Here is a 25,923-nt window from a genome sequence, read left to right as displayed (position 1 = left end):
GATGCCGGTTGACGCTCGCCGATTCAATGCCCATCGAACAAGAAAACGGCTGCCGTTGCATCGCATCGGCAGCCGTTTGGTTTTTTGCGAGCCTGCCGCTCAGATCTGCTGCGTCGTCTTGCGTGGCGATGCGGCCGATGCCACGGCGACCGCATCCGGCGCGGCCGCTCGCCGCGCGGAGCGCAAGCACGCGCCCGTTTCTTCCCGACAATTCCAGTGTATTGCCCGCGAAGTTCGCGATCTGCGACTGATCGAGCGCGATCACCGCGCGTCCCGTTTCGGTCAGGCGTTGCGCGATTTCGGCGCGGCGCCGGCCGCCGGCGATCAGGTCGAGGCCGACCATCGCGAACTCGGTTGCGACGCTCATCCTCACGTTCGTGTGATAGATCGGGCGCCCGCAGGCATCGGCCGTATCGAAGCAGATCGGCTCGAAATTGAAGTGCGTGCGGAAGCGTTCGAGCGCGACCGGATCCGCGCGCTGATGTCGATCGCGGTGCAAGGCAACCGCGGCGCCGAGGTGGTGAAGGTGCTGCGCGGGCATCCGAATGTCGCGTCGATCCACAGCACCAACGGCCGCTGGGACCTCGTCGCCGAGCTGCATGCCGATTCGCTCGAGCATTTCGATCGCGTGCTCGGCGCGATCCGGCTGATCGACGGCATCGCGAGTACCGAGACGAGCATTCTGCTGTCGACGCACAAGGCATGACGCGGGCCGGGCCCGCGTCGGGCGGTCGGCATGAATCGACCGCGCGTGACAGGCCGGCGCCCGTCGATGCCCGTCAGCCGAACGTGTCGACGCGCGCCCGCCAGTCGCTTCGCGAAAACGACTCCGTCAGAAACTCGACGAACGCGCGCACCTTCGGTGGCGTGAGGCGCGCGTGCGCGTAGTACACGTAGATCGTGCCGGCCGTCGCCGGATAGCGCGTGAGCACGCGCACGAGCCGGCCATCGTCGAGATACGGCAGCACATGATGCGCGCCGAGCCGCGCGAGCCCTATGCCTGCCACGGCCGCATCGCAGATGGCATCCAGGTCGGTCAGCACGACGCGTCCGTCGATCGGGACCGTCACCGTTTCGCCATTCACCATGAACGCCCAGTCGCGCACGCGGCCCGTCGTCGCGGAGCGCAACCGGATGCAGTCGTGGCGCGACAGCTCGGCGAGCGTCGCCGGTTCTCCGTGCTTCGCCAGATACGCGGGGGATGCGACCGTCAGCAACCGGATCGGTACCAGCTCGCGCGCGACGACGTTAGCGTCGTCCTCGACGCCCGAGCCGATCGCGGCGTCGAAGCCTTCCTTCACCAGATCGACGTGGCGGTTCTCGAGGCTCCAGTCGAGCCGGAGGTCCGGAAAGCGTTCGAGAAACGCCGGCATCAGCGGCAATACGTACTGGCGTCCGAATCCCGGCGCGATGCTGATGCGCAGCGTGCCGGCGGGGCGCGCGTCGCGCTCGGTCAGTGTCGCCATCGCCTGGCTCAGCGCGTTGGCCGCCGTCGACGTTTCGGCGTACAGCCGTTCGCCAGCCTCCGTCAGCGTGAGGCTGCGCGTCGTGCGGCGGAACAGCCGCGTGCCGAGGCTGCGCTCCAGTTTCGCGACATGCTTGCTGACGGCCGCCGGCGTGACGCCCAGCCGGCTGGCCGCCGCGGAGAAGCTGCCGGCTTCCACGGTCCGGAGAAAGCTTTCCAGCACACGCAGGTCGTTCATGACGATTCGATCGAAAGCGTTGAAATTAATTCGACACATTATGGACTATTCGGAATGAATGGGCGCGACTAGGATGATGTCCGTCGGGTCGCGTTCCGCGAACGGGCGGCGCATGTTCAGCTACCCGTGACGAACGCGAACGGGCGCGGAGTTGCTTGCGCGCCAGCACGGCGGCAATGGCGGCTTCGCATGTCGAGGCGGTCGTCGCGGTCCGGCAATACGGCACGAATTCCATTTGCGATCAGGAGATACATCATGTCCCACACCATTCTCGTGACCGGCGCGACCGGGAACATCGGGCGCGAACTCGTCACGCAACTGAAGGCGGCCGGCGCGCATGTGATCGCCAGCTCGAACAGCGGCAGGGCGGTCGAAGGCGTCGAAACGCGCCGCGCGGATCTCGCCGACGCCGCGAGCCTGGCGCATGCGTTCCAGGGCATCGACACGCTGTTCCTGTTGCTGCCGCTGCAGGCCGACATGGTGACGCTGGCCGGCAATGCGGTCGCGGCGGCCAGGGCGGCCGGGGTCACGCATATCGTTCGCTCGTCGGGCGCGGGTGCCGATGCCGCGTCGCCGGTCGCGATCGGGCGCGTGCAAGGCGAGATCGACCGGCTCGTGATGGAGTCGGGCATCGTATACACGATCACGCGGCCCAACTGCTTCATGCAGAACTTCGTGACGTACTACGCGGGCATGATTCGCGACGGCGCACTCTATCTGCCGCAGGGCGACGGGAAGGTGTCGTTCGTCGACGTGCGCGACATCGCCGCCGTCGATGCGACGATCCTGCGGCACCCGGCCGATCATGCCGGCCGGATCTACGAACTGACGGGCGGCGAAGCACTGTCGAACGCCGATGTGGCTGCACGGATCGGCACTGCGCTCGGTCGCAAGGTCGAGTACGTGCCGGTGACGGACGATGCGGCGATCGAATCCATGCGCGCCGCGGGTGCCGACGCGTGGTCGATCGATACGCTGATGAGCCTGAACCGGATGATCGCGGCCGGCCAGGCGGCGGCCGTCAGCGACGACGTGCAGGCGCTGCTCGGGCGGGCGCCGATCGCGTTCGAGCGGTTCGTTGCGGATTACGTCGATAGCTGGCGCTGAGCGGAGGCGACGCCGCACAGGTGCGGCGGCCTACGCGGCGGCACGCGCGATGCGCGTCGGGGGCGCGCGTTCGGCGTCGGCGACGCATCGCATGATCGATGTGTCGGGCGATACCCGGGCAGCGTATGCCGTCGGGTGTGCGTCGCCGAATCAGGTGTCGATTGCCGACACCGGAAACACCGGCTCCCCCAGCGTCAGCATCAACCGGTTCGCCCACGCGAAGATCGCGACCGCGTGCGACAGGTCGAGAATCTCCTCATGTGTCAGCCCTTCGGCTTCAAGCGCGGCGATATCGTTCGAGTCGACCGTATCGGGCCGCTCGGTCAGCGCGATCGCATAGCGCACGATCGCGCGTTCGCGTGCCGTCGTGCCGGCCGTCGCCGGATCGTCGAACACCTGCTCGATCGCATCGGTGCGTTTCGCGAGCTGTGCGAAGCGCTGCGCATGAACCGACGCGCAATACACGCAGCCGTTTACGCGCGACACGGCCGTGCTGGCGAGTTCGCGCTCGGCACGCGACAGCCCGCCGGGGCCGTACATGATCGCGTTGAACACGCCCGAGCGCTGCCGCAGGATGTCGGGCAGGTGGACGAGCAGCAGGTAGTAGTCGGACGTTTTCGCATGCGGGTGGCTCGCTTCGAGTACCGCAAGCTGATCGGGCGTCGCGGCATCGAGCGATACCGTGTCGAGCCAGGCGCGCCAGCCGAGCGTGTCGGACGTGAAGCCGTGGGCGGACGTCGTCATGAGGCCTCCTTGGCGGCACGTGCCTGAAGCGCTTGTGCGGCAAACGCGACGCGCAGCTGATACACGACGAACGCAGCGAGTTGCGACAGCGCGACGATCGCGGGCGTCGTGAGTCCGGCCGACCTCAGCGCATCGAGGTCGGCGGGGCGTGCATCGGCGGGCGCGTGTGTCAAAAGCCGCGCATGAGCGAGGATCGCGCCAACGCGCGGGGCGAGCGCGTCGAACGCATCGGCGTCGGCGCGCGCGATGTCCTCGGCGATGCCGCCCGCGTCGAGCAGCCGCGTGCGATACGTCGAGGCCAGTGCGTGCGCGTTCGATCGTTGCGCGACGTATCGTGCCGCATGCAGTCTTTCGACCAACGAAATATCGGTCAACGACGGATCGAACAGCGCGGCTTCGCTCAGCCGCGTATGGAGCAGCACCTTGTCGCGCGCGCGGCGCAGCGCAGTCACGGCATCGCCGTCGCGCAGGCCGGCCACCGCGTCGATCGTATCCGGCGCGGCGGCCGGCGTGATGGATTCAGTCATCGTTTCTGGTTCCCTTCGTCGTTCATGTGATCGATGAATGCGCGCTCATGCGTCGTCGTCGCGCCATTCGTCGCCTTGCAGTTCGGCGTTTGCATACGCGACGAGTGCATCGTAGTGCCGGTCGCGGTCGGCGTCGAACAGCCGGCTCGCGATGCCGCGCGCGAGCCGTTGGGCGCCCGCGCTGATGGCCGGGATATCGCCGGACAGCTTGCCGTGGCTCAGGCTCGCCGCATGATTGAAGCAATGAATCCGCGTGACGGCAGGGCACGCACCGCGCTCGCGTTCCTGGAACGCAAACGCGGGGCCGAGATCGGGCGATTCGGCGAGCTCGTCGAGCCATGCGCCCGGTTCGGGGCGATAGCGGTCCTTCCAGCGCCGCACGTGCTGCCCGAACGACGCGAATTCCGCACGCGTCGTCCAATCCGAATGAAAGCCCGTCGCGAAGATCAGGAAGTCGACGGTGTAGCGCCCGCGCGGCGTTGTCACGTCGAGGCCGTCCGCACGTTCGGCGAGCGTCTCGATCGGGCTGCCCGCATGAAAATGCGCGTGCTCGTGGCGCGACACGCGCAGCACGCTGTCGCGCGGCGGTGGCGTCTGCGACGTCAACGCGTAGTGCATGAAGCGCCACTTCGACTCATCGTCGAGATCGGCGTAGCCGTGCACGAGGCCCGGGCTGCCGATACCCGTCAGCTTGTTGATGCGCGGAATGTCCGCGCGGCGGAAGAACAGATCGACGCGCGCGGCGCCGGCTTCGAGCGCGGTGCCCGCGTTGTCGAACGCGGAGGCGCCCGCGCCGACCACGCCGACACGCTTGCCCGCGAGCGCCGCGAAGTCGATCGGCTCGGACGAGTGGGCCCAGCGCGTGCGCGGCGCGCGTTGCGCGACGGGCGGCACGTACGGGCCGCCGAGACCGTCGCGGCCGGTCGCGAGCACGACGTGCCGCGCGAGCAGGGTCCGCGCTTCGCCGTTGCCGTGCACGTCGAGCGCGAGCAGCCCGTCGTCGCGCGGGCGCAGCGCGACGAGCGTCGTGTCGTTTCGCACCTGCAGGTCGAGCACGCGCCGATACCAGCGTAGGTAATCCATCCATTGCGTACGCGGAATCTTGTAGAGCGCGTCCCACGCGTCGCGGCCGTATTGCGCTTCGAACCACGCACGGAATGTCAGCGCGGGCAGGCCGAGCGCGGGGCCCGAGAGCTGCTTCGGCGAGCGCAGCGTGTCCATTCGCGCGAACGTGACCCACGGCCCTTCGTAGCCGGCCGGCGCGCGGTCGATCACGCACTGGTTGTCGATGCCGAGCAGGCGCAGTTCGGCGGATGCCGCGAGCCCCGCCATGCCGCCGCCGACGATCGCGACGTCGAGCACACGCGCGCCGTCGGCTTCGCGCGGCGGCACCCACGACGGCGCGGGCAGGTCGAGCCAGCGCAGGTCTTGCGCGAGCCGCGCTTCGAGTGCGTCGAGTGCGTCGAGCGGCGTCGTCATGCGGCCTCCGGGCGGGTGCGGCGTGTACGTGTCGTGCGAGGCGGGCGCGGTGCGCTTTCGCTGCGCAGCCGGTCGCCGCGCAGCAGCGCGTCGTGCGCGGCGGCGTCGTGAAAAATCACGTCGTCGAGCAGCGCGCGCGTCGTGCGGTGCAGCGCGTCGAGCAGCGCATCGACGGCGGCCGTGCGCGCCTTGCCGGCCGGCGTCGCAACGCCGAACGCGAACGGAATGTCGACGTCGAGCGGGCGCGCGACGACGCCGTCCACCGGCAGCGCGACGCCCGTCGCCGGATCGACGATGCCGATCCCGATGCCCGCGCGCGCGGCCATCACCGCATTCAGCGACGCATTGGTTTCGATGAACACGCGCGCCTCGACGCGCGCGGCCGCGAATGCCGCGTCGATCCGCTGGCGCAGCCGGTGCCGGTTCGCGACCGTCACGATGCGGCGGCGCGCGAGATCGCGCAGCGCGATGCGCGGCTTCGCCGCGAGCGGATCGCCGGCGGGTAGCACGGCGACGCATGGCGTCTGCGCGATCCAGTGCACGTCGAGCCCCGCGTGCGCCATCGGCAGCGTGACGACGCCGATATCCGCCGTGCCGGCCAGCACTTCATGCACGACATGCTCGGCCGATTCGCTGCGCAACTGGTAGTGCGGGGCGTGTGCGCCGTCGGGCAGCGCGGCGAGCGCGGCCGGCACGAGCGTGGCCGCGAGCGACGGCGTCGCCGCGATGCGCACGGGTTCGGCCGTTTCGTTTCCGAGCGCGCGTGCCCGTGCCTCGATCGCGCGCAGGCCGACCAGCGAGCGCTCGACTTCCTCGTACAGCAGGAACGCGCGCCGCGTCGGCGTGACGCGCGGGCCGTGCCGGTCGAACAGCGCGTAGCCGAGATCGGCTTCGAGCTCCTGGATCTGCCGCGTGACGGCCGGCTGCGAGCGGCCGAGCAGTTCGCCCGCGCCGGTCACGCTGCCGGCCGACATGACCGCGGAAAAGGCTTCGAGTTGATGCAGCTCCATGACGCGTTCCGATGATGCGATTTGCGCATTGTAGGAGTGCGAGCATGCGTAATTCATATAATGATTTTTGCTATCGACAGCGCGAAAACTGCGAAGCGCGCGATCTTCACGATGGCCGGCGGCGCGTACGTGCGCGTCGGCTGAGAGGAGAGCCGCGCGGGAAACCGCAATCGAATCAACGCGATGCGATGCACGCAGACGCACTGCACGATGCGCCGCATGCGGATGGCCATCCGCGCGCGTCATCCGCTTCGCGCCGCACGCGATATCGATATGCGCAAAACTTCGTTGGATCGCCCTGAACCGGATGGTTACATGCCCTCACTCTTTTCGACTGACTGAAGGTGGGGGCGGCATGAACGTTTCGGGGAACGACGCACGCGGCGCATGGCGGCGCGTGCTGGGCACGGTGGCGGCGCTCGCTGCCGCATGGGGCTTGTCGGCGGGCGGCGCGCTCGCGGCGGGCGTGTCGGGCGAGCCGGTGGTGGTCGGCGTGAGCGGGCCGCTGACGGGCCAGGACGCGCAATACGGCGAGCAATGGAAGCGCGGCTTCGATCTCGCGCTCGACGAGATCAACGGCAGCGGCGGCATTCACGGCCGGCCGCTCGCGATCGATTTCCAGGACAGCCGCAGCGACCCGCGCCAGGCGGTGGCGATCGCGCAGAAGTTCGTCGCCGATCCGCGCATCGCGATCGAGCTCGGCGATTTCTCCAGCGCGACGTCGATGGCAGCGTCGCCGATCTACCAGCGCGGGCAACTGATCCAGTTCGGCTTCACGAACTCGCACCCGGATTTCACGAAGGGCGGCGATTACCTGTGGAGCACCGCGCTGAGCCAGGCCGAGGAGCAGCCGCTGCTCGCGCGCTACGCGGTGAAGGAACTCGGCTTCAAGCGGATCGCGGTGCTGTACCTGAACACCGACTGGGGCCGCACCAGCAAGGACATCTTCGCGAAGGCGGCGGCCGGGCTCGGCGCGCAGGTCGTCGCGGCCGAAGGCTATCAGCCGGCGGAGAAGGATTTCCGCTCGACGCTCGTGCGGATCGGCGCATTGAAGCCCGATTCGATCGTGCTGATCTCGTACTACGCGGACGGCGCGCAGATCGTGCGCCAGGCGCGCACGTCGGGCGTTGCGCTGCCGATCGCGGCGGTCGGCTCCGTGTATTCGCCGAAGTTCCTCGAACTGGGCGGCGCGGCCGTCGACGGCGTCTATACGGAATCGAATTTCTTCCCGGCCGAGCCGCGCCCCGAGGTGCAGGCGTTCGTGCAGCGCTATCGCGCGAAATTCCACGCCGATCCCGATTCGTTCGTTGCGCGCGCATATGACGCGCTGATCCTGTCGGCCGAGGTGCTGCGTCGCTACGGCACGACTCGCCAGGCCGCGCACGACGGTTTCGCGAAAGTGAGCGACGTGCCGAGCGTGATCTTCGGCAAGGTGCGCTTCGATCCGCAGACGCGCCGCGTTGCGGGCGCGCGCACCGTGTATCTGGTCGTGAAGCAGGGGCAGTGGGCGCTGTGGGACGGCGCGAAGCCGCAGCTCGCCGCGCGCTGATTCGAATCAACCGCATGCAAGTGACGGACGCATCGTGATGGCATCCTGGCTCGACTACACGCTCAACGGCCTCATCGTCGGCAACATCTACGCGCTGCTCGCGGTCGGGCTCGCGCTGATCTTCGGCGTGTCGCACCTGATCAACTTCGCGCACGGCTCGGTCTACATGGCCGGAGCGTTCATCGGCTGGCTGTGCCTAACACGCTTCGGGCTGCCGCTGCCGGTCGCGCTCGCGGCGGTCGTCGTCGGCTGCGGCGCGCTCGGCATTGCGATCGAGCGGATCGGGCTGCGGCCGCTGCGCCATGCGGCGCGGATTGCGCCGCTGCTCGCGACGATCGGCATCAGCTTCATCCTCGACCAGCTCGCGCAGCTCGCATTCGGCGCGGACCCGCGCGCGGTGCCGACGCCGCTGCCCGACTGGCACCTGAGGATCGCCGGCGCGACGCTCGGCTCGCTCGACCTGCTGATCGCGGGCATCGGCATCGCGGCGGCCGCGCTGCTGTACGGCTTCCTGCGCTTCACGCGGCTCGGCTGGGCCGTGCGCGCGACCGCGCAGGATCGTGACGCGGCGCTGCAGATGGGCGTCGACGTCGATCGCGTGAACCAGACCGTGTTCGCGATTGCGTGCGCGCTCGGCGGCGTGAGCGGGCTGCTGGTCGGCATGTACTACAACAGCATCGATCCGGCGATGGGCTTCCAGGCGACGCTGAAGGGCGTCGTCGCGCTGCTGATCGGCGGGCTCGGCAACGTGCCGGGCGCGATCGCGGGCAGCCTGCTGCTCGGCCTCGTCGAAAGCTACGGCGTCGCGCTGTTCGGCACGAGCTATCGCGACCTGTTCGCGTTCGGGCTGCTGATCGTGTTCCTCGTGTGGCGGCCGAACGGCTTGTTCAGCGCGAACCGCGCGCTGCCGCCCGAACCGATGACGGGCACCTTTCTCGCGGCCGCGAAAGCCGTGCGCGTGCCGCGCCCGGCGCTCGTCGTACTGATCGTGCTCGCGGCCGTGCTGCCGTGGCTCGGCGCGTCGCCGTACGTGCTGCAGACGCTGACCAACGCCTGGTTGTACGGCCTGCTCGCGCTGAGCCTCACGCTCGTCGCAGGCACGGTCGGGCAGATTTCGCTTGGGGCTGCGGCGCTGCTGGTGATCGGCGCGTACGCGTCGGCGCTGCTGTCGTCGGATCTCGGCTGGTCGCCGGCCGTGACGATCCCGTGCGCGGGCGCGATCACGGCAGTGCTCGGCACGCTGCTCGTCTACCCGGCGTTCCGGCTGCGCGGGCACTACGTGTCGATCGCGACGCTCGGCATCGGCGAAGTGGTGAGCCTCGTGATCCTGAACTGGGACGGCCTCACGCGCGGCCCGCTCGGCATCACCGGCATCGCGCCGCTGCCGTGGGCGACGACCGCGCGGGCCGCGTACTGGTTTACGTTCGCGGTGCTCGTGGTGTTCGCGCTCGTGCAGGTTCGGCTGCTGCGCTCGCATCTCGGGCGCACGCTGCGCGCGGTGCGCGAGGACGACATTGCGGCACGCGCGCACGGCATCGCGCCGAATCGCTACAAGGCGATCGCGTTCGCGGTCAGCGGCGTGGCGGCCGGCGTGAGTGGCGGCATCGCCGCGCACCTGTACAGCTACATCAATCACCAGACCTTCGATTCGCAGGTGTCGATCCTCGCGCTGACGATGGTGATCCTCGGCGGGCTCGGCAACGTGCTCGGCGGCATCGCCGGCGCGGTCGCGCTGATCGGGCTGCCCGAGCTGTTCCGCTGGGCGGCCGACTACCGGATGCTGATCTACGGTGTCGTGCTGCTGCTGCTCGTCCGGTTTCGGCCGCAGGGCCTGCTCGGCACGGTGTGAGGAGGAATGCGATGACCACCCCCCGACCCTTGCTCGACGTGCAGGGCCTGACGCGCCGCTTCGACGGCGTGACCGCGCTCGACGGCGCGAGCCTGACGCTCGCCGACGGCGAACTGTTGAGCGTGATCGGGCCGAACGGCGCCGGCAAGTCGACGCTGTTCAACCTGATCGCGGGTGCCGATCGGCCCGATGCCGGCCGCGTGACGTTCGACGGCCGCGACATCACGGGCACGGCGCCTGAACGGCTCGCGGCGCTCGGCATCGCGCGCACGTTCCAGCACGGCCGCGTGTTCGGCAACCTGAGCGTGCTCGACAACGTGCTGATCGGCGCGCATGCGCGGTTGCGTGCGGCACGGCCCGGCTGGCCAGCGCTCGGCGCGGCGGCCGAGGTGCTGCGCGCGCTCGTGCGGCCCGCGTCGGTGCGGCGCGAGGAAGCGGCGCTGCGCGACGAGGCGCGCGCGATCGTCGCCGGGTTCGGCGAACGGCTCACGCCGCGCATCGATCATCCGGCGCACAGCCTGTCGTACGCGAACCGGCGGCGCGTGGAGATCGGCCGCGCGCTCGCGCTGCATCCGCGCCTGCTGCTGCTCGACGAACCGACGGCCGGGATGAACGAGACGGAGACGGCCGAGATGCTGCAATTGATCCAGTCGCTGAAGGCGCGCGGCCTGACGATCCTGCTGATTGAGCACAAGCTCGAACTCGTGATGCGCGTGTCCGACCGCGTGATGGTGCTCGACAACGGCGTAAAGATCGCCGAAGGCGCGCCGCGCGACGTGCGGCACGATCCGCGCGTGATCGAGGCGTACCTTGGCCGGCGTCACGCGGGCGGTGCTGCCGCGGAGCGCACGACGCAGGCGGCTGCATGAACACGCTTTCCACCGGACCCGACACGATCATGACCGACGCGCTGCTGAAACTCGAACACCTCGATACGTTCTACGGGCCGGTGCAGGTGCATTTCGACGTGAACTTCGAAGTGGGCCGCGGGCAGATCGTCAGCCTGCTCGGCGGCAATGCGAGCGGCAAATCGACGACGATGAAGCTGATTCTCGGGCTGATGCGGCCGCGCCGCGGCGTCGTGCGTTTCGACGGCGACGACGTAACGGCGCTCGCGACGCCGCAGCGCGTGCGACGCGGAATCGCGGCCGTGCCCGAGGCGCGGCGGCTGTTCGGCGACATGAGCGTGCGGGAGAACCTGCTGATGGGTGCGTATACGCGCAGCGACCGCACGGCAGTGGCGGAAGATTACGAACGCGTGCTCGACCTGTTTCCGCGCGTACGGGAGCGGCTCGCGCAGCGCGCGGGCACGCTGTCGGGCGGCGAGCAGCAGATGCTCGCGATGGCGCGCGCGCTGATGGCGCGGCCGAAGCTGATCTGCATGGACGAGCCGACGATGGGGTTGTCGCCGCTCTACGTCGACAAGGTGCTCGAACTGATCGACGCGATCAACAAGCAGGGCGTGACGGTGTTCATGGTCGAGCAGAATGCGAGCCTCGCGCTGGAGATCGCGCACTACGGGTACGTGCTGCAGACCGGGCGCGTCGTGCTCGAAGGGCCCGCGACGGCGCTGCTCGACGATGAGCGAGTGCGCGATGCGTATCTGGGCGGGGAGGCGGTGGCGGCGTAGTTGGCGTGGCTCATCGGTGGCCGACACATGATCACCTGCGGCTCAAGAGTCGAAGCAAGTACCCGATCGACCGTGAGCCGGGTTCCACCGGCCTATGCCTGCCTGGCGCCGATCCCCGCCGCCCGCGGAAACGTCATCACCACCGCGAACCCACCCGCTTCCGGAAACGCAAACCCGACGCGCCCGCCGTGCGCTTTCATCACTTCCTGCACGATCGCGAGCCCGAGGCCCGACCCCGTGCGCCGTTCGCTGCCGTCCGGCGCGAGCCGCACGAACGGCTGCAATGCGGCGTCCCAGTGCTCGCGCGGAATCCCGCGGCCGTTGTCGGTGACGGTCAGCGTGACCGCGCCGTCGGCGTTGCCCGCGGTCGCGACCGAGACGACGATGTCGTCGGCATGACCATGCAGCAGCGCGTTGTGCAGCACGTTCGACAGCGCTTCCTGCAAGCTGATTGCATCGCCGTCGATCCACGCAAGCGGCGCGTCGCTCGCGAACGCGACGGCGACGTCGCGCTCGTCCGCGAGCGGAATCGTGCGGCCGAGCACGTCCTTCGCGAGCGCGACGAGTTCGACCGGTTGCAGCGGCACGGCCTCGATGCGATGGATCACCATCGCATGATTGAGCAGCTGGCCGGTGAGGCGGCCGACGTCCGAGCAGGTCGCGCGCAGCGCGTCGAGGCGTGCCGCATGGCGCGCGGGATCGGATTCGCCGTCGAGCAGTTCGATCTGCGCGTCGAGCCGCGCGAGCGGCGTGCGCATCTGGTGCGCGGCGTCGGCGATGAAGCGCTGCATCGCATTGATGCGTTCGGCCAGGCGGTGTATCAACCCGTTGATCGAGCCGATGATCGCGTCTATCTCGCTCGGCGTGTCGACGGCCACCGGCCGCAGGTCGGCCGGGTCGCGCGCGGCGATGATGGTGCCGATCTGCGCGAGCGGGCGCAGGCCGCGCCGGATCGCGAGGCCGCTCGCGCCGATCGCGAGCACGCTCATCAGCAGGATCAGCGTCCACACCTTGATGCTCATGTCGTTCGTGAGCTGCTGGCGCGCGTTGGTTGTTTGCGCAACGGTCACGAGCGCCCAGCCCGGCGTGCTTTCCTCGGGCATGTAGCGCGCGATCGTCGCCGTGCGGATCCGGTGCCCCTGGTAGACGGCGTTCGCGAATGCAGGGCCTTGTTTCGCGGCGGCGAGCGTCGCGGAGCTCGCGAGATCGTTGTAGCCGGCCACGACGATGCCGCGCGAATCGACGACCTTGTAGTAGACGAGGTCGTAGCGCGACAGCGTCGACAGCGCGGCCACCGGCGGATTCAGTGCGAGCACGCCGCCTTGCACGTAGAGGTTTTCCGCGACCTGGATCGACGCGCCGGCGAGCAGCTGGTCGTACGCGCGTTCGGCTGCGACGCCCGCGTAGTAGCGCGCGATCGCCGCGAGCGCGAGCGCGCCGGTCGCGACGACGAGCGCGATGAAGAGCAGCGTGCGTCCGAACAGCGTCTTCGGGAACCAGTCAGTGCGCGGCAATCTGATACCCCATCCCGCGCGCGGTGCGGATCTCGACCGAGCTGCCCTGCAGCTTCCTGCGCACGCGCGTCACGTATTGCTCGACCGCGTTCGCGGTCGGCTCGTTGCCGAAGCTGAACAACTGGTTCAGCAGCTCTTCCTTCGAGAAGATGCGCTGCGGTCGGCTCGCGAGGATTTCGAGCAGCGCGAATTCCTGGCGCGACAGCGACAGCGGCTGGCCGTCGAGCTCGGCGAGGCGGCTGCTGCGGTCGATCACGAGGCCGCCGAGCGTCAGCACGTCGTTCGCGTGGCCGCTGTTGCGGCGCAGGAGCGCCTGCACGCGCGCATCGAGCTCGCGGTAGTCGAACGGTTTCACCAGATAGTCGTCGGCGCCGAGGCCGAGGCCGCTCACGCGGTCGTCGATCGCCGAGCGCGCGGTGACGAGCAGCACGGGCGTCGTGCCGCCCGACGCGCGCAGGTTGCGCAGCACCGCGAACCCGTCCATGCCGGGCAGGTTCGCGTCGAGCACGACGAGGTCGAAGCGCTCGACGCGCAGCAGCCCGTTCGCGGTCGCGCCGTCGGTTTCGAGATCGACCGCGTGGCCGAGCCGCGCCAGGCGGCTGCGGATCGCCGCGCCGATTTCGGCATCGTCCTCCACGACGAGAATGCGCATGGTGCCGTTTTTCAGGTGGGTGGATTAGGGGTTTTCCCGGGGCCGGGATGTCAGCATTTTCTCAGACTCGGTCGATAACCTGTGTCGAGCCGGAAGCAGCACGCAAGGACGGCATTAATACCAGAAATATTCAAGGAGACGGCAACATGCAGCAAGTCACGGGCACGACGCACGCGCGCCGCAGCGCGCCGCCGGCCCTCGCGTGGCCGTTTGCCGCCCGTCGCAAGGCGGCGCACGCATGACGACGTCGCCGCGCCGCCGCGCATTGATCGCCGCCGGGCTCGGCGCGCTCGCCGCGCCGGCGCTGGTGCGCGCGAAGCCGCGCACGGTGCGGATCTCGAAGGGCTACGGCGTGCTGTACCTGCCGCTGCTCGTGATGGAGAAGCAGCGATTGTTCGAGCGGCACGCGGCGCGGCACGGCGTGCGCGACGTCGCGGTCGACTGGGTGCTGCTCGACGGCGGCAATTCCGTCAACGACGCGATGATGGCCGGCACGCTGGATTTCGCGGGCGCCGGCGCGCCGGGCTTCATCGAGCTGTGGGCGCGGGCGCGCGGCATTCCGAACGTCGAGGTGATCGGCATCAGCGGGCTGTCGACCACGTCGCTGTCGCTGAACGCGAACCGTCCGGGCCTCGCGTCGCTGCGCGACTTCACGCCGTCCGACCGGATCGCGGTGCCCGGCATCCGCACGTCGTTGTCGGCCGTCGTGCTGCAGATGGTCGCGAGCCGGCAGCTCGGTCCGAAGCATTTCGCGCAGCTCGATTCGATCACCGTGAACCTGCCGCATCCGCAGGCGATGCAGGCGCTGATCCGCCGCGAGAACGGCGTCACCGCGCACTTCACGTCGCCGCCGTTCTCGACGCTCGAGTTGCGGCAGCCGGGTATCCACCGCGTCGTGAGTTCGGTCGACGTGCTCGGCCCGCTGACGCTCGACGTCGTGTTCGCGCCGAAGCGGCTCGTCGATACGGAGCCCGCGCTGGCCGCCGCGTTTCTCGGCGCGCTCGACGAAGCGAACCGCCTGATCGCGCAGGATCCGCGCGCGGCGGCCGCGCTTTATGCGGCGTCGTCGGGCGTCGGCGTGTCGCACGACGACGTGATGCGGATGCTCGCCGCGCCCGATACGCGCTTCTCGGTGCGGCCGAACCAGTTGATGGATTACGTCGAATTCCTGTACCTGGCCGGCACGATCAAGGCGAAGCCGCGCGCGTGGCACGAGATGTTCGCGCCGATGCTCGACGACTACCGGTCGGGTTGAGCGCCGCCGACGGCCGACAAGCGACATTCATCGAAACATTCCGCGTCCGCGCCTTCGTTGCGCGCGGCGCCGATTCAACCGACACGCAACCGATTCACGTAAGGAGCCCGTAGTGAACGCTACCGAAACCCTGGACCCCGCGTCCGCCGAAGAACAGCGCATCATGTCGAAGGTGGCGCGGCGCCTGCTGCCCATCCTCGTCGTGATGTTCCTGATCGCGTTCATCGACCGGCAGAACGTCGGCTTCGCGAAGCTGCAGATGGTGCACAGCCTCGGGATGACGGAGGCCGCGTTCGGGCTCGCGTCGTCGCTGTTCTTCATCGGCTATCTGCTGTTCGAGGTGCCGAGCACGCTCGCGCTGCATCGCTACGGCGCGCGCGTATGGCTCGCGCGGATCATGCTGACGTGGGGCCTCATCACCGTGCTGATGGGCTTCACGACGTCGATGCCCGCGTTCTGCTCGCTGCGCTTCCTGCTCGGCATCGCCGAGGCCGGCTTCTATCCGGGCGTGATCTACTACCTGACGCTGTGGTTTCCGCAAAGCTACCGCGCGAAGGTGCTCGGCATCTTCACGCTCGGCAGCGCGCTCGCGAACATGCTCGGCTCGCTGGTCGGCGGCGTGCTGCTGAGCCTGAACGGCGTGTGGGGGCTGGCGGGCTGGCAGTGGGTGTTCATCGCAACCGGCATTCCGGCCGTGATCGTCGCGATCGTCGTGTTCCGCGTGCTGCCCGCGTCGTTTCGCGAGGCGCCGTTCCTCGACGAGCGCGAGAAGCAGATCGTCGCGGCCGCGCTGGAGCGCGAGAAACCCGCGCAGGCCGAGCATGGTCAGCCGTGGAAGGCGCTGCTCGATCCGCGCGTGATGCTGTTCGCGGCGACCTACATGCTGATGTCGACGTCGCTGTACGGCGTCACGTACTGGCTGCCGACGCTCGTGAAATCGTTCGGCGTGTCGAGCAGCACGAACGGTTTCCTGAGCATGCTGCCGTGGGCGCTCGCGGTGCTGCTGCTGCTGTGGCTGCCGGCGAAGCTGCGCCGCGCGAAGAGCATCCTGCGCACGATAGCGATCGTCGCGGCGCTCGGCGCGCTCGGCTTCCTGCTGAGCCTCGTGCTGCCGTCGACGCCGCTGCGCTTCATCGCGCTCGTGCTCGGCGGCGCATGCATCCCGCTGCTGTATCCGTGCTTCTGGTCGATGCCGCCGCGCTATTTCACCGGCGCGCGGGCGGCGGCGAGCGTCGCGGCGATCAATTCGATCGGCAACCTCGGCGGTTTCTTCAGCCAGAACCTGATGCCGTTCGCGGGCAAGGTGACGGGCACCGCGTTCGGGCCGATGATCGTGCCGATCGTGTGCCTCGCGCTGCTCGGGATCGGCGCGCTGGTCGCGTGGACGCGCTCGGAGCGGGGGATGGTCGCGGCGCGGGTGTGACGCGCATGGATTCGTGGCTGCTCCAACCGGTTCACGCTCCTGGAGCGTGTCGGTGTGCTACCGTGCGATCCATTGACACATGTGGGGAATGCAATGAATTCTGCGACGAAGTCCGCGTTCCGGATCGATCCGCAATTGCTTGAAGCCGCTGAATCCGTTCTGGCGAAAAACGAGACGCTCTCCGCGTTCATCGAATCGGCGTTGCGCGCTCGCGTTGCGCGCCGACGCGTGCAGCGCGAGTTTGTCGCGCGTGGTCTCGCATCACGCGACGAGGCGCGGCGGACCGGCGAATACATCGACGCTGTAAACGTCCAGGCTGAACTCGAGCGCATGCTGAAAGCGGCACGGGCGACAAGAGCGCTCGGGTAAGCCATTGGGATGGCGATTCATGCATCGCGGACGCAAGTCACGATCCTCGCCGTCCGCCATCAACGAGAAGACGATTACCACTGACCGCGTCAGCGTCGCGGCACCGCCGCATTCGACCGCCTACCCGCGCGAAGCCTCATCTCCCCCATGCGCAACAGCTACCTGCGGATGCGACAGCGGAATCTCCACCTCGACCGTCGTGCCTTCGCCGAGCGTCGTCGTGATCCGCAGCGTGCCGCCGACGAGGTACGCACGCTCACGCAAACCGACCAGTCCGAACGAGTTCGACTTACGTTGCACGCCGGGATCGAATCCCGCGCCGTCGTCGCGAATCGTCAGCGCGATCGCATCGTCGCCGTGCACGAGCTCGACATCCGCATGCGACGCGGCCGCGTGCCGCGCGACGTTCGCGAGCGCTTCCTGCGCGATGCGGAACACGGCCGTCGCATACGGCTCGTCGAGCTGCAACTCGGGCGGATCGACATGCAGCCCGCACGCGATTCCGTGACGGTGCCGGAAATCCTCCACGAGCCATTGCATCGCCGCCGCGAAGCCGAGATCGTCGAGCATCAGCGGGCGCAGGTCCGACGCGATGCGCCGCGTCGCGGCCACCGCGCCGCGTGCCATCGTGTGCATCGCCGCGATCTTGCGCGCCAGCGGCGCGTCGTCCTGCGGCACGCGGTCGATCAGCCATTCGAGATCGTTCTTCAGCGCCGCGAGCGTCTGCGCGAGTTCGTCGTGCAGCTCGCGGGCGATGCGGCGCTGCTCGGCCTCACGCGCGGTCGCGCTGATCGCGGCGATCTCGCGCAGTTCCTCGCGTGACGCCTGCAGCGCCCGCTCCGCGCGCACGCGCTCCTCGACTTCGCGCCGCAGGTCGCGGTTCGACGCGCTCAGTTGCGCGGTGCGCGCGGCGACGCGCTGTTCGAGCCGTTCGTTCGCCTCGTTCAGCTGCGCGCTCTTCTGCACGACGAGCAGATGCTGGTAGCGCGCGCCGGCCAGTGCGCGCACCGTCTGCGCATGCAGCCGGCCGTTCTCGAACAGCATCGCGAACAGCACGACGCCGGACGCGACGAGGCCGTACGCGCGGCCCGCGTAGAAGCCGAGATCGAAGCGCCCGTGATTGAGCATCGACGACAGCGCGATGTCGAACAGCCAGGCAACGAGCACGGTCATCACCCACAGGTCGAGCACGGAATGATGGCGACGCTGCCGCCACATCAGCACCAGTGCAACCAGGTTCAGCGCCCAGACGACCGTGATCGCGTTCGTCATCGTCGCGGCCATCCGGTTGCCGTGCATGATGCGCGGCAGCAGGTCGTGGCCGGCGGTCGCGAGCACCGCGAGCGCGGCCGTCGCGGCGGCCGCCGCGGCGATGCAGAGCACCACCGGAATCGCCGCGCGGCGCTGCGGGGCCGGGATCGGGCGCGTGCGCGACGCCGCGCGCAGCAGCGCATAGGCGGCCACCGCGAGCGGAAAGCCGCCGTGCCAGAACAGGTACAGCCAGGCCGTGGTCTGTTCGCCGGCGCCGAGCAGGCCCGTCGGCGCGAACAGCCCCGGGAAGGTCAGCATGTGCGTGCCGGCCATGAAGCCCGTGAACAGGTAGCCGCCCGCGAGCGCGAGCAGCGATTTTTCGCGCAGGATCGCGTACTGGCCGAGCAGGAGGCCGGCCGTCACCATGTCGTTGACGACGATCGCCGACTGGTACACGGGGATGAACGCCCAGCCCGGCGCGAGCGGCATGCCCGCGAACGGCGCGAGCGTGGCGAAGATCGCGGCCGACACGAGCACGGTCGCGATCGCGAGCCGCCGCTCGCGCCGCCCCGGCGGCAGCGACGACATGAACAGGCGCGACGCGTCCGGATCGGCGTCGTCCGCGGGGGCAGGCGGTAAGTGGAGGGTGGTCGTCATGCGTCGTCGACGCCGGGGTCGAGATCGTGGCGCATCGCGTAGCGGACCAGCGCGGCTTCGTGCGGCAGTTCCATCTTCTCGAGGATCCGCGTCTTGTATGTGCTGACCGTTTTCGCGCTCAGCGCGAGTTCGGACGCGATCTGCGTGACGGTCTGGCCCGCGACGATGCGGCGCATCACGTCGAGCTCGCGCGCGGACAGCCGTTCGTGCGGCAGCGTTTGGGCCGGCGCGCGCAGCGTGCGCGCGAGGCTTTCGGCCGCCGACGGGCTCACGTAGACGCCGCCCGCCGCGACCTTGCCCACGGCCTCGACGAGCTCGGCGGTCGCGCTGTCCTTCGTCAGGTAACCGACTGCGCCGGCCTTGAACGCGCGCGCCGCGTACTGCGCCTCGGCATGCATCGTCAGCACGAGCGTGCGCAGTGACGGCGCGTGGCTCTTGACCAGCCGGATCAGCTCGATGCCGGTCGGCGCGGGCATCGACAGGTCGAGCAGCAGCACGTCGGCGGCGCTGCGCTCGGCCAGCGCGAGCGTGGCCGGGCCGTCGCTCGCCTCGCCGACGATTTCGAAACCGCCGGCCCTCTCCAGGATATGACGCAGTCCGTCTCGCATGACTGCGTGATCGTCAGCCAGAATTACCCTGATCATCGAGCGACCCTCTTCGGGATGACGCCGCGGACCCTGCCGTCCGGTTGCCGCCGCGATTGTTCTTCCGATCAATATATTCCGCCGAATCCCAAAACGGTACACATCCGGGAAATTTTCGAGATATCCGACCCCGGAATGTGTACTGAACCGAAGTAATCGACGGAAAGGAAGCGGCGTGGACCGCTTGTGGAATAGGGTATTCCCTGATGACTGATGCGCCCGGGGGCGGACCTGCGCGGCGTCACGCGAAGCGCCCCGCGAACGGCCCCGCGAACGGCCCCGATTCGGGACTAAACTGGTGCCCGATGCCGCCGCGCCAACCGAGGAGCCCCGCGATGATCGACCTTGCCGATATCCTTCCGTCCGCACTGCCTGCCGCCGTCGCATGGGCCGAAGCGGAGGCGGCGCGCGGGATCGCGCAGGGCGTGCCGCTGACGCCGGCGCAGGCCGACGACGCGCGCACCGTGGGCGTCGCGCAGGCGGAGCGGATCCGCGTCGTGATCGTCGACCGCATGCCGTTCCCCGACACGCCTTCGCTGGCCGCGATCGCACGCGACACGGGGCTGCTGTCGCCGGGGACGATCGGGCTCACGCTCGGCCATGCGGTGTTCGTGCTGCGCGGGCAAGACACGCGCCGCCTGCTGACCCACGAATTCCGTCACGTGCATCAATTCGAGGCCGCCGGGTCGATCGGCGCGTTTCTCGCGCGCTATCTGCACGAGATCGCGACGGTCGGGTACCACGACGCGCCGCTCGAGGCCGATGCGCGGCAGTACGAGTTCGATTGACCTCCGACGCCGGCTCGACCGCGCGCACCTCGCGATGAACGTTCCCCACGCCACTGCCGGCCCGGTGTTCGCACACCGGGCCGCACCGCTTTGGAGCGCGCGATGAGCGACACGATCCACGCGTGGATCGGCGCGATCGGCGCGCATCCGCTGCTCGTGCTGGCGATCGTGTTCTTGACCGCCTGCGCCGAGGCGATCGCGCTGGTCGGCACGGTCGTGCCGGCCGGTGCCGTGATGTTCGCGGCCGGTGCGCTGATCGGCGCGGGCGCGCTCGACGGGTGGACGACGATCGGCGTCGCGGCCGTCGGCGCCGTGGTCGGCGACGGGATCAGCTACGAGCTCGGGCGGCACTATGGCGGGGTGATCCGCAACGCGTGGGCGCGCTTCGGCTACGCAGCCGCTTACGCGCGTGGTGAGGAGTTCGTGCTGCGTCACGGCATGAAGAGCATCGTGCTCGCGCGCTTCCTCGCGCCGGTGCGCGCGGTCGTGCCGGTCGTCGTCGGCTGCGCGACGCTGCCGCGCCGGTCGTTCTATCCGGTCAACGTGATATCGGCACTCGTGTGGGCGCCCGTTCATGTGGCGCCGGGCATCCTGTTCGGCGCATCGGCCGTCCTGGCCGCGGCGATCAGCGTGCGGGTCGCCGCGATCCTGGCGGTCGTCGCCGCGCTGGTCGCGCTGGTGTGGATCGGCGTGCGCGTCGCGTTGCGTCGCGGCTGGCCGCTGCTGCGTCGCGCGCTCGTCGAAGTCGCGCACGCCTGTGCACGCCGCTGGCCGCGGTTCGGCGCGCGGCTGCACGACACGATCGCGCGCGTGCGTCGCCTGCCGGGCGCGGTGCCGGTGCTCGCGCTGCTGTTCGTCGGCTGCGTGTGGCTGTTCGCGGGGCTCGTGCAGGATGTCGTCGCGAACGATCCGCTGATGCAGGCGGACATCGCGCTGTACGCGTTCCTGCAGAACCTGCGCACGCCGCCCGTCGATGCCGCGATGAGCGCGCTCGCGGTGCTGCACGGGCACGATACGGGGCTGATCGTCGCGGCCGCGTTTCTCGTCTGGCTGATGATTCATCGCTGCTGGCTGACGTCCGCGTGGTGGCTCGCGACGATCGGCATCGCCGTCGTGCTCGTGCCGGTGTTCGGCGCGGGCGTGCCCGGCGCGACGCCCGCGAGCCTGCCGCCCGGCGCACTGCACGTGCCGCTGCCCGATGCCGATGCCGCGTTCGCGATTCTCGCGAGCAGCGGCCTCGGCTGGGTGCTGGCGCACGACGGGCCCGCGCGGTGGCGCATCCCGGTCGTGACGGCGGTCGTGCTGTGGATCGTGCTCGGCGGCTTCGCGCGGTTGTATGTCGGCGACACGTGGCTGTCGGGTCTGCTCGGCGGCTGGAGCCTCGGGCTGGCGTGGTTCGCGGTGCTCGCCGGCGCTTATGCGTACTGGCGCGTGCGCGAGCATGTGCAGTCGAGGGGCGCGCTCGTCGCGGTGGTCGTGGTGCTCGCGACGGCCGGCGTATGGACGGTTCCCGCGCAATGGCAGCTCGACCGCGCGGCGCGCCCGCATGTCGGCGACGTGGTCGCGATGACCGTCGATCAGTGGATGCGCGGCGGGTGGCAGCGCGTGCCGACGCGGCGCACCGAGATCGGCGGCGATCGCGAGGAATATCTGCCGCTGCAATGGAGCGCGACGTCGGACACGCTCGATCGCCATCTCGCGCAGGCCGGCTGGCAGCGCGCGACGCCGTGGTCGCCCGCCACCGCGCTGCGCTGGCTGTTGCCGCAGGCGCCGGTCGACACGCTGCCGGTGCTGCCGCGCTACACGCACGGCGAGAGCACGCGCCGCGTGTTCGTCCGCGTCGATCCGGGCCACCCTGAAAGCCGTGTCGTGCTGCGGCTGTGGCGTTATCCGTACGTGCTGCAGGATGCGCTCGGCACGCGGCCGCTGTGGTACGGCGCACTGTATCGCGAGACGCTGCACCGGCCGGCGCGGCTGATGACGATCGTGCGGACGACGCCGATCGACGATGCGGCGGCGATCGCGCAGGCGCTGGCGGTCGAGCCGACGATCGAGCATCCGCCGGCGGGGATGAATGCCGCGCCGGCCGGGATGCTGCTGGTGTGGATGGTCAGGCCGTGAGCGGGCAGGCGGGCCGCGCGCCGCTTACGCATGCGCCGGCTGCGCGGGGACGACGGACAGGCGCAGGCCGACCGTCTTGAGCACCGCGAGCAGGGTTTTCAGCGTCGGGTTGCCGTTGGGGGACAGCGTGCGATACAGCGATTCGCGGCTGATGCCGGCTTCGGCCGCGACGGCGCCGAGCCCGCCGTACGCTTCCGCGACCGTGCGCAGCGCGAGCAGGGCGGCCGCGCGGTTGTCGGGATCGTCGAGCGATTCCATTGCGACGCGCAGATAGGCCACCGCGAGGTCGCGATCGGCGCCGAGTTCGGCGACTTCCGCGTCGTGGTGCGATACCGCGCCTTTGAGCTTGCTCACATTTGCCTCCGTTTCCAGTTCGACCAGTGTTCCTTTGCACGCCTGATGTCGTCGGGTTGACTGCCCTTGTCGCCGCCGGACAGCAGCAGCACCAGTGCACCGCCGTGCCGGCCGAAGTACACGCGATAGCCGGCACCGACATGGATGCGCAGTTCGATCACGCCTTCGCCGACAGGCTCGCAATCGCCGAAGTTGCCTGTCTGCACACGGCGGAGGCGTTCTCGAATCCGCGCCTGGGCGAACTTGTCGCGCACGGCGTTCAGCCATTCGGTGAAAGGCTCGCGACCGTCGTCGCGCTGATAGCGAAGCAGTTCGAACTTGGATGGGATTGTAACTTATAAGCTACAAAAATGGTGAAGGGAACGAGGCGGCCATGCGGGCTGCCACAGGTGGTGTGAACGGGGTGCGATGCACGCGTTGCCGGTCGTCGGATCGAGACGGCATGCAACGCAACGGCGCTGCGGCCGGAGCGCATGCAGCGTCTTCATGATTCGGGGTTTCAGGCAGCGAAGCCGGTTTCCCGGACGACGATCATTCTTTCATCCGGTGTGTACAGCGGCGATTCGGCTGAATGGCCTGTGTCGATGGTGCGATGACGAGGCACGCGCCGAGTGTGGGTGTCTGGAGGGAATGACGTGAGCGGCAAACCTGCCGGCGACGCGACGGCGAGCGCCTGCCAGGTTTCTCGCCGGCACTCGAGCGCCGGTATGGCGTGCCGCAGGGCGTGTATCGCAGCGGCGTGCCGCGGGTCGGCGGCTATCGACGAATCGCGGTACGATCGATTGCCTTCCGGCCAACATCGCCTTCACGAGAGAACCCGCATGATCACGCTTCGCCCGATGACCGAGGACGATTTTCCGCGCTTCTGGCCGACCTACCGCACCATCGTCGCTGCTCAGGAAACCTATGCATTCGATCCCGCGCCGACGCCCGAGGCAGCGCGCGCACTATGGCTCGACGCGCCGCTCTGCACATGGATCGCCGAAGAGGACGGCGTGCTGCTCGGTTCGTACTACCTGAAGGCGAACGCGGCCGGGCCCGGCAATCACGTGTGCAACTGCGGCTACATGGTGAGCGACGCGGCGCGCGGCCGCGGCGTCGCGCGCCTGATGTGCGAGCACTCGCAGCAGGTCGCACGCGAGCGCGGTTTTCTCGCGATGCAGTTCAACTCGGTGGTCGCGACGAACGAGGTCGCGGTCGCGCTGTGGCAGAAGCTGGGATTCGAGATCGTCGGCCGCCTGCCGCGCGCGTACCGTCACGCGCGGCTCGGGTTCGTCGATTGTTTCGTGATGTTCAAGTGGCTCGGCGACGCGGCGGCCGCCGAAGCCTGAACACGCAGCCGCTTCGTCAGACGGCGAATGCGCCGTCGAACACGATCCGCTCGTCGAGCGCGAGCGTGCCGCGCGCGAAGATCAGGTCGAGGTGGTGGCTGCCGTTTTCGCCGCCGCCGAGCCCGAGATGCAGGCCCGGATGGCGTTCCTCGAATCCTGCATTGCGGCCGTATAGCCCGCGGATCCCGAGGTTGGTGCCGATGCCGAATTCCTCGATCCGCCGGTGATTCGCGTGCCGGTCGAGATAGGTCGAGAAGTCGCGCCGGAAGCCCGCGTCGTCGCTGTCGAAATCGACGATCGTGCTGCCTTCGACATGCAGCGTCGCGAGCCGCTCGACCACCTTGTACTTGATCGCGAACGGCACGGTGCCGAGAAACGTGCCGCTGAACACGACCGAGCCGTTCAGGTCGGTGACGTGCGTCGCGATCTCGCCGGGCACGACGTCGAGATTGCCCATTCCGTCCACGCTCGTCCATTTCTGATCCGGCGCGAGCGAGCCCGTCAGCGTGTTGCCGGCTTCGTCGATGAAGCGGATCCGCGATGCGCGCGCGGCCGCTTCGATCAGCCGGCCGTTGCGTGCCGCGATGTCGTCGAGCGATTCGGCGAATGCCTCGTCCAGATGCGGGCCGTAATCCTTGAACAAGACCGACTTGCCCCAGTGCTCGACGATCGCGGGGCGGATCGCCGCGAGGAACGGCGGCCCGCTCGGCGACGGCGTCGGCAGGCAAGACGAGTCGTACAGCAGCACGAACAGGTCGGCGCGATCGAGCGCGGCGGCGATGTCGGCGGGCGGGGTGGTTTCGAGGCAGAGGGTGGTCGCGTCGAGCGAATCGGGCAGGGCGGAAAACGCGCGCAACGCGATGTCGCGGTTGCGGGTGTCGTGGCCGACCAGCAGTTTTCCCGACTCGCCGCGCGCAAGCTTGTCGCGCAGCGCGGGGTGAAAGCCGAGTGCGCGGTGCAGGTTCAGCATGCGTGTCTCCGGAAACGGCGGAAGGGCCGCGGCCCTTCCGCGAGAACGGGTGGCCCGCTCAGACCGGCCAGAGCGCGGTGCCGAACGGCACCACGGCGTCCTCGACCATCATGTCGACGGCCTCGGGGTGCGTGTCTTCCTGCATCCAGTCAAGCAATTCGATCTGCTGGGTTTCCTGCATGTCAATTCTCCTGTGGTGAACATGAGTGATTCAACATGAAAGCGCACGGCTAAAAGATTGCCGCTCCCCGTCCGGTATTTCGTGAATGCCGGGCGAGTGGCGTCGATATTAGTCTGACGAATTGAGGAAGGCAATGCACTGCAAGGTTTTTAGCCGAGCGGTGCTAAACATCGAGCATGCGCGATCCGGCGCGGCGCAGGAAGCAGATCATGCGAATCGCGCGCGCCCAGCGAGGCTGTGACCCGCATCAACCGAGCAGCGCTTTCCCGAGCGGCTTGACCGGTTCAGACCGGAGTACCAGCGAAGTCGTGACTGCGCCAAAGCGGGCAATCGCGTCGACGATGGTTTCCAGTTGCTCCGGTGTCGGCACCCGTACCTTCAGCAGGAAGCAATCCTCGCCGGTCATGCGGTGGACTTCGATCACATGCGGCATGTCGGCGAACGCGCTCAGGGCGGGCTTGATGTGTTCGTGCGTCGTTCTCAGCCGGATGATGGCCATCATCCCCAGCCCCAGTGCCGCCGGATCGATCCGCGCGCCGTAGCCCGTGATGATGCCCCGCTCTTCCAGGCGTTTGACGCGCTCCGAAGTCGCGGGCTGCGACAGTCCGATCTGCCGGCCCACTTCGGAGAGCGGCATTCGCGCGTTTTCCTGCAGGGCTTCGAGGATGGCGATATCCAGGCGATCGAGTTCTCCGTTCGACATTGCCGCCCTCCTGTTCCGTTAAGTCATCGGCATTTTGTCTCAATAACCGATGACTTGCCATTCCGCGCGTGTTTCCGGCCCGTCAGACTGCGAACTCCTGTGTTCATGGAGG

At 68.8% G+C, this 25,923-nt stretch carries 26 protein-coding genes and 2 pseudogenes; 12 read left to right on the top strand and 16 right to left on the bottom strand.

The annotated features are described in order from the left end of the window. Positions 1–178 precede the first annotated feature (178 nt). Positions 179–487, bottom strand: a pseudogene (locus BT264_RS39815) (arginine deiminase-related protein); the annotation flags it as partial. Here BT264_RS39815 and BT264_RS07440 point away from each other — a divergent pair. Then, positions 452–706: pseudogene (locus BT264_RS07440) on the top strand (Lrp/AsnC family transcriptional regulator); the annotation flags it as partial. The pseudogenes BT264_RS39815 and BT264_RS07440 overlap by 36 nt on opposite strands. Positions 707–779: 73 nt before the next feature. On the opposite strand, the gene BT264_RS07435 reads toward BT264_RS07440, so the two are convergent. Beyond that, complete coding sequence (locus BT264_RS07435) at positions 780–1,703, bottom strand: LysR family transcriptional regulator (protein ID WP_072442198.1); 924 nt, start codon at positions 1,701–1,703, stop codon at positions 780–782. A gap of 116 nt (positions 1,704–1,819) precedes the next feature. Beyond that, the gene (locus tag BT264_RS39550) at positions 1,820–1,960 is read right to left on the bottom strand and encodes a hypothetical protein (RefSeq protein WP_218173334.1); all 141 of its coding nucleotides are present in this window, start codon (positions 1,958–1,960) and stop codon (positions 1,820–1,822) included. Between BT264_RS39550 and BT264_RS07430 the strand changes: the two genes are divergently transcribed. After that, on the top strand, positions 1,959–2,810 hold the full coding sequence (locus BT264_RS07430; RefSeq protein ID WP_072442196.1) for an SDR family oxidoreductase: 852 nt from the start codon (positions 1,959–1,961) through the stop codon (positions 2,808–2,810). The two genes, BT264_RS39550 and BT264_RS07430, sit on opposite strands and share 2 nt — an antisense overlap. Positions 2,811–2,960: 150 nt before the next feature. On the opposite strand, the gene BT264_RS07425 is transcribed toward BT264_RS07430, so the two are convergent. The 4 genes from BT264_RS07425 to BT264_RS07410 are packed head-to-tail and all read right to left on the bottom strand — an operon-like array spanning position 2,961 to position 6,570. Then, positions 2,961–3,554, bottom strand: a complete 594-nt coding sequence (locus BT264_RS07425) for a peroxidase-related enzyme (protein WP_072442194.1) — start codon at positions 3,552–3,554, stop codon at positions 2,961–2,963. After that, positions 3,551–4,081, bottom strand: a complete 531-nt coding sequence (locus tag BT264_RS07420; RefSeq protein ID WP_072442192.1) for a CMD domain-containing protein — start codon at positions 4,079–4,081, stop codon at positions 3,551–3,553. Before BT264_RS07420 ends, BT264_RS07425 begins: the two co-directional genes overlap by 4 nt. 45 nt (positions 4,082–4,126) lie before the next feature. Beyond that, on the bottom strand, positions 4,127–5,560 hold the full coding sequence (locus tag BT264_RS07415; RefSeq protein ID WP_072442190.1) for an NAD(P)-binding domain-containing protein: 1,434 nt from the start codon (positions 5,558–5,560) through the stop codon (positions 4,127–4,129). Continuing rightward, complete coding sequence (locus tag BT264_RS07410; protein WP_072442188.1) at positions 5,557–6,570, bottom strand: LysR family transcriptional regulator; 1,014 nt, start codon at positions 6,568–6,570, stop codon at positions 5,557–5,559. Before BT264_RS07410 ends, BT264_RS07415 begins: the two co-directional genes overlap by 4 nt. Positions 6,571–6,925: 355 nt before the next feature. Here BT264_RS07410 and BT264_RS07400 point away from each other — a divergent pair, with 355 nt between their 5' ends. From BT264_RS07400 to BT264_RS07385, 4 genes are read left to right on the top strand one after another with little or no spacing between them, the layout of a single operon-like run. Then, positions 6,926–8,119 (top strand): ABC transporter substrate-binding protein, encoded by a 1,194-nt coding sequence (locus tag BT264_RS07400; protein WP_072442186.1) that lies wholly within the window; start codon positions 6,926–6,928, stop codon positions 8,117–8,119. A gap of 37 nt (positions 8,120–8,156) precedes the next feature. After that, a complete protein-coding gene (locus tag BT264_RS07395) occupies positions 8,157–9,968 on the top strand; it encodes an ABC transporter permease (RefSeq protein ID WP_072442184.1) in 1,812 nt (603 codons plus the stop codon). An 11-nt stretch (positions 9,969–9,979) separates the two neighbouring features. Next, positions 9,980–10,837, top strand: coding sequence for an ABC transporter ATP-binding protein (locus tag BT264_RS07390; protein WP_072442182.1), 858 nt, complete (start codon positions 9,980–9,982; stop codon positions 10,835–10,837). Next, positions 10,834–11,598 carry an ABC transporter ATP-binding protein gene (locus BT264_RS07385; RefSeq protein WP_072442181.1) on the top strand — a complete coding sequence of 255 codons (765 nt, stop codon included), beginning with the start codon at positions 10,834–10,836 and terminating at the stop codon, positions 11,596–11,598. Before BT264_RS07390 ends, BT264_RS07385 begins: the two co-directional genes overlap by 4 nt. Positions 11,599–11,690: 92 nt before the next feature. Here BT264_RS07385 and BT264_RS07380 read toward each other — a convergent pair whose 3' ends face one another. Both BT264_RS07380 and BT264_RS07375 read right to left on the bottom strand, forming a co-directional pair. After that, on the bottom strand, positions 11,691–13,112 hold the full coding sequence (locus BT264_RS07380) for a sensor histidine kinase (RefSeq protein WP_072442179.1): 1,422 nt from the start codon (positions 13,110–13,112) through the stop codon (positions 11,691–11,693). Then, positions 13,099–13,764: a response regulator transcription factor gene (locus BT264_RS07375; RefSeq protein WP_072442176.1), complete on the bottom strand. Its 666-nt coding sequence runs from the start codon at positions 13,762–13,764 to the stop codon at positions 13,099–13,101. Before BT264_RS07375 ends, BT264_RS07380 begins: the two co-directional genes overlap by 14 nt. A 238-nt stretch (positions 13,765–14,002) precedes the next feature. Here BT264_RS07375 and BT264_RS07370 point away from each other — a divergent pair, with 238 nt between their 5' ends. The 3 genes from BT264_RS07370 to BT264_RS07360 all read left to right on the top strand — a co-directional run bounded on the left by BT264_RS07370 (position 14,003) and on the right by BT264_RS07360 (position 16,811). Further along, positions 14,003–15,019, top strand: a complete 1,017-nt coding sequence (locus BT264_RS07370) for an ABC transporter substrate-binding protein (protein ID WP_072442175.1) — start codon at positions 14,003–14,005, stop codon at positions 15,017–15,019. Between the two features lie 112 nt (positions 15,020–15,131). Then, positions 15,132–16,442 (top strand): MFS transporter, encoded by a 1,311-nt coding sequence (locus BT264_RS07365; protein WP_072442173.1) that lies wholly within the window; start codon positions 15,132–15,134, stop codon positions 16,440–16,442. A gap of 93 nt (positions 16,443–16,535) precedes the next feature. Continuing rightward, positions 16,536–16,811: a YlcI/YnfO family protein gene (locus BT264_RS07360; protein WP_072442171.1), complete on the top strand. Its 276-nt coding sequence runs from the start codon at positions 16,536–16,538 to the stop codon at positions 16,809–16,811. Positions 16,812–16,931: 120 nt separating this feature from the next. On the opposite strand, the gene BT264_RS07355 is transcribed toward BT264_RS07360, so the two are convergent. After that, positions 16,932–18,719, bottom strand: coding sequence for a sensor histidine kinase (locus BT264_RS07355; protein ID WP_072442169.1), 1,788 nt, complete (start codon positions 18,717–18,719; stop codon positions 16,932–16,934). Further along, positions 18,716–19,363: a response regulator gene (locus BT264_RS07350; RefSeq protein WP_072442167.1), complete on the bottom strand. Its 648-nt coding sequence runs from the start codon at positions 19,361–19,363 to the stop codon at positions 18,716–18,718. Before BT264_RS07350 ends, BT264_RS07355 begins: the two co-directional genes overlap by 4 nt. 335 nt (positions 19,364–19,698) lie before the next feature. On the opposite strand from BT264_RS07350, the gene BT264_RS07345 reads away from it, so the two are divergent. Next, entirely contained in the window at positions 19,699–20,151 is a 453-nt protein-coding gene (locus BT264_RS07345; RefSeq protein WP_072442299.1) for a hypothetical protein, read from the top strand. A 102-nt stretch (positions 20,152–20,253) separates the two neighbouring features. Further along, entirely contained in the window at positions 20,254–22,272 is a 2,019-nt protein-coding gene (locus BT264_RS07340; RefSeq protein ID WP_072442298.1) for a VTT domain-containing protein, read from the top strand. A gap of 24 nt (positions 22,273–22,296) precedes the next feature. Here BT264_RS07340 and BT264_RS07335 read toward each other — a convergent pair whose 3' ends face one another. Further along, positions 22,297–22,626: an addiction module antidote protein gene (locus BT264_RS07335; protein WP_072442165.1), complete on the bottom strand. Its 330-nt coding sequence runs from the start codon at positions 22,624–22,626 to the stop codon at positions 22,297–22,299. Continuing rightward, positions 22,623–22,955 carry a type II toxin-antitoxin system RelE/ParE family toxin gene (locus BT264_RS07330; RefSeq protein WP_072442163.1) on the bottom strand — a complete coding sequence of 111 codons (333 nt, stop codon included), beginning with the start codon at positions 22,953–22,955 and terminating at the stop codon, positions 22,623–22,625. Before BT264_RS07330 ends, BT264_RS07335 begins: the two co-directional genes overlap by 4 nt. Before the next feature lie 492 nt (positions 22,956–23,447). Between BT264_RS07330 and BT264_RS07325 the strand changes: the two genes are divergently transcribed. Beyond that, complete coding sequence (locus tag BT264_RS07325; protein ID WP_072442161.1) at positions 23,448–23,957, top strand: GNAT family N-acetyltransferase; 510 nt, start codon at positions 23,448–23,450, stop codon at positions 23,955–23,957. Between the two features lie 16 nt (positions 23,958–23,973). Here BT264_RS07325 and BT264_RS07320 read toward each other — a convergent pair whose 3' ends face one another. The 3 genes from BT264_RS07320 to BT264_RS07315 form a co-directional block, all read right to left on the bottom strand. Continuing rightward, on the bottom strand, positions 23,974–24,927 hold the full coding sequence (locus BT264_RS07320; RefSeq protein ID WP_072442159.1) for a M29 family metallopeptidase: 954 nt from the start codon (positions 24,925–24,927) through the stop codon (positions 23,974–23,976). Between the two features lie 58 nt (positions 24,928–24,985). Then, complete coding sequence (locus tag BT264_RS39810) at positions 24,986–25,108, bottom strand: hypothetical protein (protein ID WP_006479692.1); 123 nt, start codon at positions 25,106–25,108, stop codon at positions 24,986–24,988. 247 nt (positions 25,109–25,355) lie between these two features. Next, entirely contained in the window at positions 25,356–25,811 is a 456-nt protein-coding gene (locus tag BT264_RS07315) for an Lrp/AsnC family transcriptional regulator (protein ID WP_072442157.1), read from the bottom strand. Positions 25,812–25,923: the final 112 nt, after the last annotated feature.

The organism is Burkholderia sp. NFPP32, assembly GCF_900119325.1.
Classification (GTDB): Bacteria; Pseudomonadota; Gammaproteobacteria; order Burkholderiales; family Burkholderiaceae; genus Burkholderia; species Burkholderia pyrrocinia_C.
Note: the sequence above shows the minus strand (reverse complement) of the source record. Positions and strands in the feature narration are given on the sequence as shown.